Below are 15,235 nucleotides of genomic sequence, written 5' to 3'. Positions count from 1 at the left end.
GTCACGCGGCGCCGACGCCTGCGGCAAAGACTGCAATGCAGCGCTGGAGATGGGCAAGCAGTGTTGCCCGATTAGGCCAAGCCTTTGCTCGTCCTTCCGGCGGACCCATGGCGCCAAAGATCATATCCATCAGCATCCGGGCCCCGCTGTCCGGATCATCAAGCGACAACTTGCCTTCCACCCTGCGGTCCCTCAGCCAGTCTGCCAGATGCTGCCGGCTGGCAAGCATGCCTTCACGCTGCAGTATGTCGATAAGTTCGGGAAACTGCCCCGCTTCGCGAAAGACGAGCTGCAGGAAACCGGCACGATCCGCATCCTTGTCGTCATCCATGTCGATCATGAAGATGCGTTCGAGGCTCTCGGCGATCGAGAGATCTTCAGCAGGCCGCGGAAGGTCGAGCATCAGGCGCCGATGCGCGCCGACCACCGCGGCAAACAGCTCTTCCTTGCTCTGAAACAGCTTGTAAAGCGTCTGTTTTGAAACACTCGCCTCGGTAGCGACGACTGCGGTCGTGCTGCCAGCATAACCGTATTTTACAAAAACGCGGCGGGCAATTTCAACGATATGCGCCCGCTTGTCATCGTCACTGGAGACTTTCGGCCGGCCGCGCTTGCGCGGCTCATCTGCGAGCTCGACAACATCCATTATGGCCTAGACCCCCATCGAGGCACAAGCCGAAGGCCGCAGAAAGGAGACAAGGACTTCTGAGAGGCGATTCTTCAGCTGTGGCATTGGCAATTTCAATTTAGAGAACTCATCAGCTCTGCAATGCGTTGCATCTCTCACCGTCTACCGATGGAGCGCCTGTGACCGCCATTTCCGCCGCAACCTCTATCTTTTCCTATTCCTATTCCTATTCCTATAGCAAGAGTTCGACCGCAGCATCCCAGGGTATCCCATCCTCTAACGCAGTTTCGGCAACAAAATCAACCGCAAGCCTGTTTTTACTGGAACGAGAAAGATCAAAGTTCGATGCCCTTGTGTGCCTGTCTGTCCTCTTTGAGGACTGACTCAAGGTCGATATCCGTGCCACTTTGTTGCGAAAGCTGAGCATAAAAGGTCGTGGCCGTCTCGCGGCCGGTCTCCCGTATTTCATACGATTCGAGGGCCCGCTCAACGATGTCAGCTATTGATCGATTTTCGCGCCGAGCAAGCCGATGTGCAAGATCGCGTGCCTTCGCACTGCGCACGGAAAGTTGAGGTTCGGCCATGTCGGTCTCCTTTCATCTGCATGTAGCAGCAGTCGCTAACATCAAGATTGCAGATGATGGCTGGGTACTACAAGTAGTCCCGGTCCTGATTTTGTTCCGATGTCAAAAAGAATTAACCATATTTCAGTGTTCTATCGACATAGTACTTCACGAGGGATCAGGCATCTCAAGCAGAGAAGCCAAATCATGTGGGAGACAGTCCTTGGCATTCACCATTGCCCGCAGTCTGGTTGCGTTCGGTGTCGCCGTTTCGGCAGGCCTTTTCATGTCGATCGGATTGCAGCAGTCGGCCCTTGAACGGCTGAAAGTCAACGGGCCGGTTTACGAGCAGGTTGTCTACGGCAAGGATTTGATTGCCGATATTCTGCCGCCGCCGCTGTTTGTGGTCGAATCCTATATGCTCTCCTTCGAGGCGAGCAAATTTCCCGAACTCACCGACACCAATCTTGCCAAGATCGCAAATCTGAAGGCCGCTTACGATGACCGCCGCGCCTATTGGAAAACCACTCGGCTGCCGCAGGCTTTGAAGGACGAGCTTGAAAACGATGTTATCGCCAAGGGCGATGCATTCTGGGGCGTGATGAACCGTGAGATCATTCCGGCCCTGAATGCCAAGGATGAAGACAAGGCGCACGGAGCGATCGAGCAGTTGCGCGTCGCCTTTCATTCGCACCAGGACGCGGTTGAGAAACTCGTTGCCAATTCCGACGCTTTCCTGAAGGGTGAGGAGCGCAATGCCGCCTCGGAGATCGTCACCTGGACGCTATATGCGGGTGCTGCAGGCTTCGGTTCGTTCGGGCTGTTGCTGGTGGGACTTTATCTCCTGCGTCGCCGCGCAATTGTGCCGCTCGATGGCATGAAGGCCTATATGGGCAACCTTGCCGAAGGTGATTTTTCGACCGAAGTCCCCTATGCCAACCGGTCCGACGAGATCGGCGCCATGTCCAGGGCCGTCGCGGTATTCCGCCGCAACGCGCTCGAGCGGCAGGACGCACAGAAGCGCGAGACCGCACTTCGCGATGCGGAATTCGAGCGTGAACGCGGCCAACTGGCCGAAAGAGCCGTCGAGGAGCAGATCCGCGAAACAGTGATCGATCGGCTGACATACGGCCTTGAACAGCTGTCGACCGGCAATCTCGATTGCCGGATCACGACGCCGTTCGCCGCCGCCTACGAGACTTTGCGCGCGAAGTTCAACGACAGTATGGATGCGCTTTGCGCTTCGATGGCGGAGATTGCCCAGACCTCCAAGCAAGTGGGCAGTTCCTCGGCCGGCATCACCGATGCAGCCGACAGCCTTGCGTCGCGCACGGAACAGCAGGCCGCGATGCTCGAAGAGGCCACAGCCGCACTCGATGAAATGAATATCAAAGCCAAAGACGCCTCCGACCATGCCGGCAGAGCCACCGGCATGATGGCCGAGACCCGCACCAGCGCCGAACATTCGGCAGCCGTCGTTCGCGAAGCCATCGCCGCAATGGAAAGGATCGAAGGCTCGTCCTCCCAGATTGGCGCCATCGTCAATGTCATCGATGAAATCGCCTTCCAGACCAATCTTCTCGCGCTCAATGCCGGGGTTGAAGCAGCGCGCGCCGGCGAAGCAGGCAAGGGTTTTGCCGTCGTTGCCCAGGAAGTACGTGAACTTGCCATGCGCTCAGCCAACGCCGCCAAGGAGATCAGAGCTCTGATCTCCACCTCCTCCGCCCAGGTCTCCACCGGTGTGGACCTCGTCAATCGCACCGGCAAGGCGCTCCTGGAAATCGAAGGACAGGTCCAGCAGGTTGCCGGCCTGATCGCCCGCATCGTGTCGGTGTCTTCCGAGCAGGCGGTGGCGATCGGCGAGATCAACGCCTCCGTCAACGCCCTCGATCAGGTAACCCAACGCAACGCAGCCATGGCGGTCGAAACTGCCACGGCCTGCCGGGCGCTCGGCAGCCAGACGCAGACATTGGAAGGGGTGGTAAACCGCTTTCAGATCGACGCGGCCGCCACCGGGTCAAGACCGCAGAAAGCGGCTTGACGCCTGACCGTCGAAGCTCGTCCTGCCTCGACCTGTCCGATCGCCTAGAGCATGATGCCGAAAAGTGTGCGCGATTATTCGGACGACATCATGCTCTAACCATTTAATTTGGAACAGGATTCAGATTTCAGGCCGACCCGGCCTAAAATCATCCTGTTCTAATCGTCAACAACCGCCACGACGGCAACGCAATCGCCTGATTTGACCAGCCCCGGGAAGTGCCGGGCACAGAGAATGCCGCTCATGCCGGCGCGGATCTCGCGGGGCACCACCCCGGTCCGCCCGGTCGGATAGATGCGAGCGATGACCGCATCGTCAGTGACGGCTTCACCGAGATCGATGACAGGTTCGATCAGCCCGCCCTCCTCTGCGAAGGAGAAGCAGCGGCCGTCCGGCATGTCGAGCCAGGTCGTCGGACCAGGATCGACGATGCCCGCGACGATCCCGGCGTGGCGCAGCACGTTCATGATGCCGCGCTTGGCAATCGCCGCACTTTTGGCCGTGGCGGTGCCGCCGCCGCCGAGTTCCGTGGTGATGAAGATCTTGCCCATCTCCTCGGCCGCGGTGTCGTACATGCCGACCGCATCGATCTCCAGCATCTTCATCGAATAGGGTGCCGCAAACGCCCTCACGAATTCGAAAGCTTTTTCCTCCTGTTGCTTGTTCGGCAGGATGTGGGCCGCGCAGAACGGCAGAAAATCGAGCGTCTTGCCACCGGAATGAAAATCGAGGACGAGATCCGCCATCGGCAGCAGCACACGGCTGAAATAGTCGGCGATCTTCTCCGTCACCGTACCGTCGGGCCGGCCCGGGAAGCTGCGGTTCATGTTGCCCCTGTCGATCGGCGAGGTCCTGGTCCCCGCCAGGAAAGCCGGGTAATTCATGGCCGGCACGATGATGACAGTGCCCCTCACCTCTTCGGCCTTCAGCGAGTTGGCAAGATCGAAGAGTGCGATCGGTCCTTCATACTCGTCGCCGTGATTGCCGCCGGTCAGCAGGGCCGTTGGCCCCTTGCCGTTTCGGATGACCGTTATCGGCACCATCACCGATCCCCAGGCGGAGTCGTCGCGGCTGTAAGGCAGGCGCAGGAATCCGTGCTGGATACCCTCGGCGGCGAAATTGACCGTCGCGCTGATCGGCGACGGCCGCAAGCCAATCTCTGTCATGACAGCCTCAATCCTTAACCATCAGTCTGCGCGGCACGTTGGCGAAGCACTCGACGCCGCTGTCGGTGATGAGGATGCTCTCGGTCGTCTCGAAACCCATGTCGTCGAGCCAGAGACCGGTCATGAAATGGAAGGTCATGCCCGGCTTCAGCTCCGTGCGGTCGCCGGGACGCAGGCTCATGGTGCGTTCGCCCCAGTCCGGCGGATAGGAAAGGCCGATCGGGTAGCCGGTGCGGTTGTCCTTGACGATGCCGTATTTCTTCAAGACGTCGAAGAAGGCGTTGGCGATGTCCTCGCAGGTATTGCCGGGCTTTGCGACCGCAAGGCCGGCCTCCATGCCTTCGAGCGTTGCCTTTTCGGCATCGAGAAAAGCCTGTGTCGGCTTGCCGAGGAAGACGGTGCGCGACAGCGGCAGGTGATAGCGGTTGTAGCAGCCGGCGATCTCGAAGAAGGTGCCCTCGCCTTTCTTCATCGGCCGATCGTCCCAGGTCAGGTGGGGCGCGGATGCTTCGACGCCGGACGGCAGCAGCGGCACGATCGCCGGATAATCGCCGCCGATGCCGTCGACGCCGCGAGTGCCGGCATCATAGATTTCCGCAACCAGATCGCACTTGCGCATGCCGACCTCGATCTTGTCGAAGATGCGGGCGTGCATCGCCTCGACGATGCGGGCGGCATTGCGCATGTACCTGATTTCGGTCTCGCTCTTGACCGCGCGCTGCCAGTTGACGAGAGCGGTCGCGTCAACGAAGCGGGCGTTCGGCAGGTGCTTCTGCAGCGCCGCAAAAGCCGCCGCCGAAAACCAGTAATTGTCCATCTCGACGCCGATCGTCAGCTTGCCGAAACCGCGTTCGGTCAGGATGCCCGAGAGATAGTCCATCGGGTGGCGCTCGGTCGACTGCACATAGTGATCGGGATAACCGACGATGTTGTCGTGTTTCAGATAGGCGGTGAACTTGGCGCCATTGGCGTCCTGGCCGCGGCCGAACCAGATCGGCTCGCCCTGCGGCGGCACGATCACCGCCTGATGCACATAGAAGGACCAGCCGTCATAGCCGGTCAGCCAGGCCATGTTCGACGGGTCGCTGACAACAAGCAGGTCTACGCCCTTCGCCTCCATGGCACGCCGTGTCTTTTCCAGCCGCGCGGCATATTCGCCGAGCGAGAATTTGAGATTGGGCTTTGTCATGTCTCTTCCCTTCTTTTCCGGCGCCGCGCCGGTCAGCTTTCGAATGCGGTCCCGGCCTTCGCCGCGCCGGCGCGGGCAAAGGCGAGTGTGGCGATGGCGGTGTCCTGGATCCCGGTTCCGGTGAGGTCCGCGATGGTGATCTGGTCGTTGCGCGTCCGCCCCGGCGTCCGGCCGGCGACGATCTGGCCGAGCTCGGCAAAAACCGCATCGCCTGCGACCAGGCCGGCATCGATGGCGTGATGCAACTCGCCGAGACGCCGCGTCTGCTTCAAGCTGTCGGCGACGTAGAGGTCGGCACCCGCAATGGCGGCCGGATCGATCTCGTTCTTGTGCTCCGCATCTGAGCCCATGGCCGTCAGATGCTGTCCGGGTTCCAGCCACCCGGCCTCGATGATCGGTATTTCCGACGGCGTGGTGGTGACGATGAGATCGGCGCCGGTCATTGCACCTCTGGCGTTCGGTGTCGCGGTGACGGGAAAGCCGAGCTTTCCGGCCAATTCCGCTGCCACGCTTTGCGCCTTGGCAGCATCGCGCGCCCATATCCTCGCTTCCCGGATCGGCCGGACCAGCGTCAGTGCTTCGAGCTGCAGCCGCGCCTGCATGCCTGCGCCGAAGATCGCGGCCACGGATGCATTTTCCCGCGACAGATGTTTTGCCGCGACGGCGCCCGCTGCTGCGGTGCGCACGTCGGTGAGATAGCCGTTGTCCAAGAGCAGCGCCTGCACCAGTCCGGTCCGGCTCGACAGCAGCACCATCATGCCGTTGGTGCTCGGCAGGCCGATCTTGGGGTTGTCGAAGAAGCCGGGGCTGATCTTGATTGCGAAGCCCTCGATGCCGGGCACATAGGCCGTCTTCACATCGACTTCGCCGCGATATTCCGGAATGTCGAGCCGCAGGATCGGCGGCATGGCGACAGCCTTGGTTGCAAGCGCTGCGAAAGCCTCCTCGATGCAGGCGGCCGCATCGCGATCAAGCCCGATGACTTTCCTCAGTTCCGCTTCCGTCAGAATGATCATCCGGCTCATGGTCCCTCCTCGCGGTAGAGCGGCTGTGTCCCGTTGATCACCCGCCGGTGCTGTTCCATGTCGACATTCGCCCCGGACAGGATCGCGACGATGGGACCGTTTGCCACAATTTTCCCGGCAAGAAGCGCTGCAATGCCGACCGCGCCCGCGCCTTCGACGATCTGGCGCTCGCAGGCATAGGCGTGGCGCATGCCGGCGGCGATTTCCGCTTCCGTCAGCAGGATGACCTCGTCGAGAAGTTCGCGGCACATAGCAAAGGTCACGCGATTGTCGAAACCTATGCCGCCGCCGAGCGAGTCGGCAAGGCTCGGCACTTCCTCGACCTGCACCGGCCGTCCGGCATCGAGGCTTGCCTTCATTGCAGCGCCCTTCTCCATCGTCAGGCCGATCACCTTGGTCTTCGGATTGATGCCTTTGACCGCAGCGACAACGCCCGCCGCAAGGCCGCCGCCCGAGAGCGGCACCAGCACGATTGCCGCCTCCGGCAAGGCGTCGATGATTTCGAGCCCCAGTGTTCCCTGCCCGGCCACGATATCAGGATGGTCGAAGGGCGGGACCATCACCAGCCCCTCCTCGCGAACCAGCCGGTCGACCTCCTGCTGCGCCTCGTCCTGCGATAATCCGACGATGCGGACATCGGCCCCGAGGCGGCGGATTTCCGAAACCTTGTTCTCCGGCACCAGCCGCGACATGCAGATGGTCGCAACAGCACCTTCCGTCTTTGCCGCATAGGCAAGCGCCCGGCCGTGATTTCCGGTCGAGGCCGCGACGACGCCGCGCGAGCGCTCTGCCGGCGACAAGGAGAGCACCGCATTGGTCGCGCCGCGCAGCTTGAAACTGCCGGTCGTCTGGTGATGCTCAAGCTTGAGATGGACAGGAACGCCTGCCAATTCGCCAAGGGAAGCGGACTGCACCATCGGTGTACAGAGCACGCGGCCGGCGATCCGGCGCGCCGCAGCACGGATATCCTCCAGCGAAACGGGCAAGGTGTTCACCATGATCTCAGCCTTCCCGATAGGGCTTGGTCATCAATTGACCGAGTTCGGACCGCGCCCGATCATCGCCGCAGAGCCGCAGGCAGGCCCAGGCCGTCGCAAGATTGCTGGTGACGACAGGCTTGCCGATTTCAGCCTCGATCCGGTCCGCGACCTCGGCCGCCCGCACCGCCGTACAGGAGATAAACAGCGCGTCCGACTGCGGCGCCAGTGCTTGGCGTGCGAAGGCGACGATCTCGTCCGGTGCGATCCGCGCCATCTGACGGTCGTCGGTCAGTCCCAGGCAGGTGAACCGGTCGATCGCAAAGCCGAGCTCCCCGAAATAATCCGCCATCGGCCGGCTGGTCTCGATCGTATAGGGCGTCAGCACCGAAATCCGCCTGGCGCCCAGTGCCTTCAAGGCGGTCACGGCGGCCGCCGTCGGCGTCACGACAGGAACGCCGGGCTTTGCCGCGTGGATCGCCGCCTCGATGTTCCGGTCACCGATCGCCACCGAAGCGGAGGTGCAGGAATAGACGATGGCATCGAGTGCCTCGTCCGGCAGGATCAATGCCGCGCCTTCGGTCAGCGACGGCTGCATCTTCAGGAGGTTTTCCGGCGTGACCGGATTGGCATAGTGGATGCGGCTGACATAAACGCCGATGCGATCGCCGGCTACCATGCGCTGGAAGTCGACTTCCGTCGTGTGGTCGGTTGCGAGGATGATGAGGCCGATGCGCTTTTCCAGCGGCCGGTCGTCCAGTCGCGGCAGCCGGCCGGCGGGAATGATCTCAATCTCTACGGTCATGGTCAGTCGTCCATCCTGGCGTAGCGTTCCTCGAGCCAGCGCAAACCCAAGACCGAGATCAAGCTGATGACGAGAAAGAAGACGCCGACCAGCGTCATCGGCTCGATGTAGCGGTAATTGCTGTTGGCGATGCTCTTTGCCTGGTTCATCAGTTCGAGCACCGTGATTGCCGAAAGCAGCGGCGTCTCCTTGAACATGGCGATGAAATAATTGGCGAGCGCCGGGATCATCGGCGGGATCGCCTGCGGCAGGATCACGTGGATCCAGGTCTGGCGGGTCGACAGATTGGTGGCCTTGGCTGCCTCCCATTGTCCGCGCGGCACGTTCTCGATGCCGGCGCGATAGACCTCGGCGGTATAGGTTGCATAGTGAATGCCCATGCCGATGACGCCGGCGGTGAGCGGCGCCAGCCGGATGCCGATATCCGGCAGCACGTAGAAGATGAAGTAGAGCTGCACCAGCAATGGCGTACCGCGGATGAATTCCGAGACGAAAGCGACCGTCCTGGAAATGCCGGCGAGCGGTGAGCGCCGCGCAATGGCGAGCCCCAGGCCGACGATCATGGCGACGGCAGCGCCGAGGATGGTGGCGAGAAGAGTGATCTTGAACCCTTCGAGGAGGGTCGGCATGATCTGCCAGACGAAGTCCCAATCCCATTCCATCCGATCAGGTCCTTATGCCGTCGAGGCTGCGCGCCATCCGCCGCTCCAGCCAGCGCATCGTCGCGGAGATCGCCGAGGCCATGAGAAAATAGAGGATGAGGATCGTCGCGAAGGGCACCAGCGTACTGCCGGTCTGCGCCCGCACAACCTGCGCCTGGAAAGTCATATCCGTCAGCGAGATGAGCGACACGACGGCCGTGCCCTTCAAGAGTTCGATTGCATTGTTGCAGAAGGTCGGCAGCATCAGCGGCAGCGCCTGCGGCAGGATGACGTGACGCATGCGCTGGTATCGCGAAAGGTTGAGCGCGATGCAGGCTTCCGACTGTTCGCGCCCGACAGCCTTAACGGCGCCGCGCACCACTTCCGCCGCATAGGCGCCGACATTCAGCCCGAGCGCCAGCACGCCTGCCTGCAGCGGCGTCAGGGTCACGCCCGCAAAGGGCAGCACGAAATAGACCCAGAACAGCTGGACGAAGATCGAGGTGCCGCGAAAGAATTCGATATAGGCCGTCGCCAGAGCCCGCACGGCAAAGAATCGCGACAGGCGGCCGAGGCCCGCCAGGAACGCCATGACAAGCGCCAGAGCAGACCCCATGATCGTCAGCTGGAGCGTCACCAGGGCGCCCTCAAGGATCAATGTCAGATAGCCGGACCATCCCGACATCGGCAACTCGCTTCTCTGGAGATCGTTTGAGGATAACCCGGCCGTGCCGATAGCATGGCCGGGTGCTCACCTCGTTTACTTCGCCGCGGCGCAGAGCTTTTCGCGGCTCGTCGACATCGCCGCCTTGGCCGAGAAGCCGTAGGGCTCGATGATCTTGGCGAATTCGCCGGATTCCTTCAGCTTCTTCAGCTCGACATCGAAGGCGTCGCGGAGCGCAACATCCTGCTTGCGGAAGGCGGCACCATCGCAATAGACCGGCGCATTGACGACGGGAGCGACGGTTTCGAGGTTCGGATCGTTTGCCTTGGCCATCAGATCGTGGATCGACAGGACCGGCAGCGAGTAGACGTCGATGCGGCCGTCCTGCAGCATCTTGATGCCGCTTTGGCCATCCGGAACGACGATGACGCGATCACGCGGCACGCCGGCCTCGAGCGCCAGCTTCTCCTCGGTGCCGCCGCCCGGGGCGCCGATCTTGGCGTCCGGATTGTCGGCGATATCCTTGTAGCTCGTCAGCTTCAGCGGATTGCCCTTCTTGAGAGCGAAAGCTTCGGCGTCGCAGAGGATCGGTTCGGAATAGGCGACGGCGTTGCAGCGCTCGGGCTTCATGAAGAGGCCCGCGGTGATCGCGTCGTGGCGGCCGGCCTGCAGGCCGGGGATCATCGCGCCATATTCCGAGATCGAGGCGACCACTTCCTTGACGCCCAGCTTTTCGAAGATTGCGCGCGCCACATCGGGGGCCGCGCCGGACACCTTGCCGTCGGCGCCGACAGCGGTGAACGGTGGCTCGTTGGCGATGGCGATGCGCGCAAAGCCCTGCTCCTTCAGCTGCTCGAGCTTGTCATCGGCGGCGGAGGCAGGCGCAGCCGCTGTGATCAGAAGCACCGACAGGCTGGCGGCGCTCAAAAGATATCCTGTTTTCATCGTTCCCAACTCCTCTGATTTTCCTTGAGTTTTGTTCTTGCGGGCAATGTCTGAGGTCAGACGCGGTGCCCCGCCGCAATGATCTTGCGCAGGAAGGTCTGCGTCCTCTCCTGGGTCGGATTGCGAAAGATGTCGCCCGGCTTGCCTTCCTCGACGATCTTGCCGCGATCGAAGAACAGCACACGGTCGGCGAAATCATGGGCGAAGCCCATCTCATGGGTGACGAGAAGCATGGTCATGTCGGTTTCGGAGGCGAGCCGCCGCATGACGTTCAGCACCTCCTCGACCAGTTCCGGATCGAGCGCCGAGGTCACCTCGTCGAACAGCATGATCTTCGGCGATAGAGCCAGCGCCCGGGCAATGGCGACGCGCTGCTTCTGCCCGCCGGAAAGCTGCGCCGGAACGCTCTTTGCCTTGTCGGCCAGGCCGACCATGTCGAGAAGCTCCAGCGCCCGCTTTTCCGCCACGGGCCGCTTGATACCCTTGGTCAGCATCGGCGCCAACGTCACGTTGTCGAGCACGCATTTATGCGGGAACAGATTGAAATGCTGAAAGACCATGCCGATCTTTTCGCGCATGCGATGCAGATGCCGTTCGTCAGCCGGCACCAGCCCGCTGCTACCGGGCATATGGTAGAGCTGCTCGCCGTCGACCTCGATATGGCCGCCGCTGATCGTCTCCAGCGTCATCAGAATACGCAGGATCGTCGTCTTGCCGGAGCCGGATGGCCCGATCAGCGCCAACTTCTCGCCCGGCATGACATTCATCGACAGGCCGTCGAGCACGGTCAGCGGGCCGTATTTCTTGACGATGTTGTCGATGCGGATGATGGGCGGAAGCATTCATGTCTCTCCCTGTTGAGACAAGCAATGTCCTAACGATGACGGTCCATCAAAATCATGTCAATTCGTAAAATAATATCATGACAATTATTCTGCGCGCGCTCAAATACAAGGCATCGGCATCAGATCGCAAGCAGCAGCTCTTCCGGATTGCCTTGCGCCAGTGAGGCGACGATGCCGAGCCCCGTCCGCAACTCGCTTTCCGTCGTCGAACCAAGTGAAATGCGCACGGCCGGCGTCCAGCCCTGATCGGCAGTGTGGAACGCTTTGCCAGGCGCGATCGCCACACCGCGCAGCCTTGCCTGCGAAACAAACCCATCCTCGGTATGGTTGCCTGAGAGCGGCAGCCAGACGTGCAGGCTTTGCGGATGCGCCCGGTACGGCAGGCCCGCCAGCATCTCCGCCGCGATCGCGTGCCGGTTCGAAAGCGCACGGCGCTGCCAGTTGACCAGTTCCATCGCCGTGCCGTCGCTAACCCAGCGGGTGGCGATCTCCGCCATGGCAGGTGTCGCCATCCAGTTGGAGACGAGATGCCTGTTGGCGACGGCCGCGACATAGCGGTCGGGCGCGGTGAGATAGCCGATCCGCAGGCCCGGAACGGTAATTTTGGTGAAGCTCGTGACGTAGAGTGTCCGTTCCGGCGCAAACGCGGCCATCGGCGGCGCGCGGTTCTCGACCATCGGGCCGAGAATATCGTTTTCGATGATCGCGATATCATGCTTGGCCGCGACGGTGGCAAGCGCCTGCCTGCGGTTCGCGCTCATCAGCGCCGCCATCGGATTGATCACCGAGGGCTGCAGGAAAATGGCCCGGATCGGTCCCTTTCGGCAGGCTTCGTCCAGCGCTTCGGGGATCATGCCCTCCTCGTCGATCGCCAGCCCTTCGAGGTGCAGACCGAGATAGGTGGAGAGCGGAACCAGCGTATGATGGCTGATCGCTTCGGTCGCAACCGTCGAACCGGCCGGGGCAACGCTCATCAGCGCCACCGTCATGCCCGATGTCGCACCGTTCGTCACGCTGATGTTCAGCGGCGATACCTCCAGCCCGCATCGCGCCAGCCATTCCGTAGCGACGGCGCGATGGCGTGGAAATACCATATTCGGCCTGAATGAAAGCGCCGAGCTGGAGGGCAGGTTTTCCGAAAGCCAGCCGAAGGCCTGCCGCAGCCTTTCCAAATGGATCTGCTCGCAGACTGGCTTCAGGATCGACAGATCGATCACCTCGCCCAGCCGTTCCGGCAGATAGGGCGGTTCCGGCTCGCGCGGCCTGGTCTGGACAAAGCTGCCGCGTCCGATCTCGCCTGATATCAGTCCGCGGCGGATCAATTCGTCATAGGCGCGGCTGACCGTCTGCACGGAAAGATGCAGGTCATCCGCCATCTTGCGATGCGGCGGCAATTGCACGCCATCGGAGAGCTTGCCGTCCATGATCGCGTTTGCGATCTGCTCGGCAAGCGAAAGATAGGCCGGCCGGCGGAGTTGCGAGGGATCGGGGCGCCACTTTGTCATGATTTCAACACTGCTGAAAATCAGTTCAATTGACAATGCCAAAATGCGCTCCCATTGTCTTTTCGCTCCGTTTGAAATGATTTATTTTTAAGAAAGCACCATGAAGCTCGACGCCATCGACCTGCGCATTCTCGACGCCGTTCAGCGCGACGGCCGCATCACCAAGCTGGCGCTGGCCGAAAAGGCCGGGCTGTCGCCGACGCCGTGCTGGATGCGGCTGCGCAAGCTCGAAAAGGCGGGTGTTATCACCGGCTACCATGCACGCATCGCGCCGCGGCGCATCGCGCCGGTCGCCAGCGTGATGATGGAAGTGACGCTCGCCAATCATCGCCAGGCGGATTTCGAGCGCTTCGAGCGCGCCGTGACCGCAATCCCGGAGATCGTCGCCTGCTGGTCGGTCGGCGGCGGAGTCGATTACATCCTGAAGATCATCGCGCCCGATATCGACGCCTATCAACGGCTGGTCGACGGGCTCCTCGACCGCGAACTCGGCATCGACCGCTACTTCACCTACATCGTCACCAAGACGGTGAAGGAGGAAACAGTCCTTCCGGTCTCTTCCTTCACTGCCGCCGGCGAAGACGAGACCGCGCCGTAGACAATCTCTCTGCCAGGCCACCGTCCTTTAGACCATCTCTCTGTTTTCGCCTTCACCAACAGACAATCTCTCGCCCGCTCCCGTGGAAAACTTGCGTCAGCCACGAGGAGACTTGATATGACCGCCGTTTTTGCCCGCCCCGCCTATCATGACGCGCTGTCGCGGCTTGCCGACCGTCATCTCCTGCGCGATCTGGCCTATGTCGGCGGCCGGTGGGTCGCCGGCCAATCGCGGAAAAGTTTCGAGGTCACCGATCCCGCCTCTTCGACGACGCTGGCCTGGGTTGCAAGCCTTGGCGCCGACGAAACGGCAGTGGCGATCGATGCAGCGTCGGATGCTTTTGCCGGCTGGCGCGCGAAGCTGCCGCAGAACCGCGCGGCGATCCTGCGCAAATGGTTTGAGCTGATGCTCGCGGCCAAGGAGGATCTGGCGCTGATCATGACGCTCGAACAGGGCAAGCCGCTTGCGGAATCGCGTGGCGAGATCGACTACGCCGCCTCCTTCGTCGAATGGTATGCCGAGGAAGGCAAACGGCTGAACGCCGAAAGCGTCACCAGCCATCTGCCCGGCGCGGAAATGATCGTCCGGCGTGAGGCGCTCGGCGTCGTCGGCATCGTCACGCCCTGGAATTTCCCCTCTGCCATGCTTACCCGAAAGGCTGCCGCAGCGCTGGCCGCCGGCTGCACGGTCGTCGCCCACCCCTCCTCCGAAACGCCGCTTTCGGCACTTGCACTTGCCGAGCTCGGCGAGCGGGCCGGCATTCCCGCCGGCGTCTTCAACGTGGCCCCCGGCAATGCCGCTACGATCGTCGGGCGGATGTGCGCCGACAATCGCGTGCGCGCCATGAGTTTCACCGGCTCGACCGGGATCGGACGGCTGATCGCCGCCCAGTGCGCTCCGACACTGAAGCGGCTGGTGATGGAACTCGGCGGCCACGCCCCGCTGATCATCTTCGATGACGCCGATATATCAAAGGCGGTCGAGATCGCCGTCAACGCCAAGTTTGCCACGTCAGGCCAGGATTGCCTCGCCGCCAACCGGATCTTCGTCCAGCGGCGGATCGCCGATGCCTTCGCCAAGGCCTTTGCAGACCGCATTGCCGAACTGAAGGTCGGTCCGGGGCTCGAGGATGGCGCCGAGATCGGGCCGCTGATGCATGAACACGCCGTCGCCAAGGTCGAGGAGCAGGTCTCCGACGCGCTGGCGCATGGCGCGCGGCTCGTCACCGGCGGCAAGCGCCACAAGGCCGGAAGGCTTTTCTATGAGCCGACGCTGCTGATCGATGTGCCGGCGGAGGCGCTGATCATGCGCGAGGAGACTTTCGGGCCAGTGGCGGCCATGACCGCCTTCGATACGGAAGACGACGTTATCGCCCGCGCCAACGATACCGAATACGGCCTTGTCGCCTATATCGTCACAGAAAACGGCGCCCGCCAGATGCGGCTCGGCCGTGCGCTGGAATACGGCATGGTGGCGGTCAACCGCGTGAAAATCACCGGCGCTCCCATTCCCTTCGGCGGCTGGAAACAGTCCGGCCTCGGCCGCGAGGGTTCACGCCATGGGCTCGAGGCCTTCACGGAGCTTAAATATCTCTGCATCGACACGGCCGCCTGAGCCGCCCCATTTTCAAGAAAGAGGCTACG

At 62.0% G+C, this 15,235-nt stretch carries 15 protein-coding genes; 3 read left to right on the top strand and 12 right to left on the bottom strand.

The features are described 5' to 3' along the window. Position 1 precedes the first annotated feature (1 nt). Both ACIPSK_RS06595 and ACIPSK_RS06590 read right to left on the bottom strand, forming a co-directional pair. Positions 2–646, bottom strand: coding sequence for a TetR/AcrR family transcriptional regulator (locus ACIPSK_RS06595; RefSeq protein ID WP_162115668.1), 645 nt, complete (start codon positions 644–646; stop codon positions 2–4). 317 nt (positions 647–963) lie between these two features. After that, positions 964–1,212 carry a type II toxin-antitoxin system VapB family antitoxin gene (locus tag ACIPSK_RS06590; RefSeq protein ID WP_162115667.1) on the bottom strand — a complete coding sequence of 83 codons (249 nt, stop codon included), beginning with the start codon at positions 1,210–1,212 and terminating at the stop codon, positions 964–966. 202 nt (positions 1,213–1,414) lie between these two features. Between ACIPSK_RS06590 and ACIPSK_RS06585 the strand changes: the two genes are divergently transcribed. After that, positions 1,415–3,232 (top strand): methyl-accepting chemotaxis protein, encoded by a 1,818-nt coding sequence (locus tag ACIPSK_RS06585; protein ID WP_446532702.1) that lies wholly within the window; start codon positions 1,415–1,417, stop codon positions 3,230–3,232. Positions 3,233–3,390: 158 nt separating this feature from the next. Here the strand turns inward: ACIPSK_RS06585 and doeB are convergent, their stop codons facing one another. The 10 genes from doeB to ehuR all read right to left on the bottom strand — a co-directional run bounded on the left by doeB (position 3,391) and on the right by ehuR (position 12,994). Further along, complete coding sequence (doeB, locus tag ACIPSK_RS06580) at positions 3,391–4,398, bottom strand: N(2)-acetyl-L-2,4-diaminobutanoate deacetylase DoeB (RefSeq protein WP_170279717.1); 1,008 nt, start codon at positions 4,396–4,398, stop codon at positions 3,391–3,393. A gap of 7 nt (positions 4,399–4,405) precedes the next feature. Then, the gene (gene doeA, locus ACIPSK_RS06575; RefSeq protein WP_162115664.1) at positions 4,406–5,587 is read right to left on the bottom strand and encodes an ectoine hydrolase DoeA; all 1,182 of its coding nucleotides are present in this window, start codon (positions 5,585–5,587) and stop codon (positions 4,406–4,408) included. A 32-nt stretch (positions 5,588–5,619) separates the two neighbouring features. Continuing rightward, positions 5,620–6,612 carry an ectoine utilization protein EutC gene (gene eutC / locus ACIPSK_RS06570; RefSeq protein WP_017967330.1) on the bottom strand — a complete coding sequence of 331 codons (993 nt, stop codon included), beginning with the start codon at positions 6,610–6,612 and terminating at the stop codon, positions 5,620–5,622. Beyond that, positions 6,609–7,610 (bottom strand): hydroxyectoine utilization dehydratase EutB, encoded by a 1,002-nt coding sequence (gene eutB, locus ACIPSK_RS06565; protein WP_017967331.1) that lies wholly within the window; start codon positions 7,608–7,610, stop codon positions 6,609–6,611. The genes eutC and eutB overlap by 4 nt, the downstream gene beginning before the upstream one ends. A 4-nt stretch (positions 7,611–7,614) precedes the next feature. Then, entirely contained in the window at positions 7,615–8,394 is a 780-nt protein-coding gene (eutA, locus tag ACIPSK_RS06560; RefSeq protein ID WP_017967332.1) for an ectoine utilization protein EutA, read from the bottom strand. 2 nt (positions 8,395–8,396) lie between these two features. Then, entirely contained in the window at positions 8,397–9,056 is a 660-nt protein-coding gene (gene ehuD / locus ACIPSK_RS06555; RefSeq protein WP_017967333.1) for an ectoine/hydroxyectoine ABC transporter permease subunit EhuD, read from the bottom strand. A gap of 4 nt (positions 9,057–9,060) precedes the next feature. After that, complete coding sequence (ehuC, locus tag ACIPSK_RS06550; RefSeq protein WP_026154478.1) at positions 9,061–9,720, bottom strand: ectoine/hydroxyectoine ABC transporter permease subunit EhuC; 660 nt, start codon at positions 9,718–9,720, stop codon at positions 9,061–9,063. 75 nt (positions 9,721–9,795) lie between these two features. Beyond that, positions 9,796–10,644 (bottom strand): ectoine/hydroxyectoine ABC transporter substrate-binding protein EhuB, encoded by an 849-nt coding sequence (gene ehuB, locus ACIPSK_RS06545; protein WP_017967335.1) that lies wholly within the window; start codon positions 10,642–10,644, stop codon positions 9,796–9,798. Between the two features lie 56 nt (positions 10,645–10,700). Beyond that, on the bottom strand, positions 10,701–11,486 hold the full coding sequence (gene ehuA / locus ACIPSK_RS06540; protein ID WP_017967336.1) for an ectoine/hydroxyectoine ABC transporter ATP-binding protein EhuA: 786 nt from the start codon (positions 11,484–11,486) through the stop codon (positions 10,701–10,703). A 122-nt stretch (positions 11,487–11,608) separates the two neighbouring features. Continuing rightward, entirely contained in the window at positions 11,609–12,994 is a 1,386-nt protein-coding gene (ehuR, locus tag ACIPSK_RS06535; protein WP_020486209.1) for a MocR-like ectoine utilization transcription factor EhuR, read from the bottom strand. 100 nt (positions 12,995–13,094) lie between these two features. On the opposite strand from ehuR, the gene ACIPSK_RS06530 reads away from it, so the two are divergent. Both ACIPSK_RS06530 and ACIPSK_RS06525 read left to right on the top strand, forming a co-directional pair. Beyond that, positions 13,095–13,592 (top strand): Lrp/AsnC family transcriptional regulator, encoded by a 498-nt coding sequence (locus ACIPSK_RS06530; protein ID WP_017967338.1) that lies wholly within the window; start codon positions 13,095–13,097, stop codon positions 13,590–13,592. 117 nt (positions 13,593–13,709) lie between these two features. Further along, positions 13,710–15,206, top strand: coding sequence for an NAD-dependent succinate-semialdehyde dehydrogenase (locus ACIPSK_RS06525; RefSeq protein WP_017967339.1), 1,497 nt, complete (start codon positions 13,710–13,712; stop codon positions 15,204–15,206). The last annotated feature ends 29 nt before the right edge of the window (positions 15,207–15,235 follow it).

It is taken from the genome of Rhizobium sp. LARHSG275 (genome assembly GCF_052871115.1).
The sequence above is the reverse complement of the archived record's forward strand: the minus strand, read 5'-3'. Positions and strand labels throughout refer to the sequence as shown.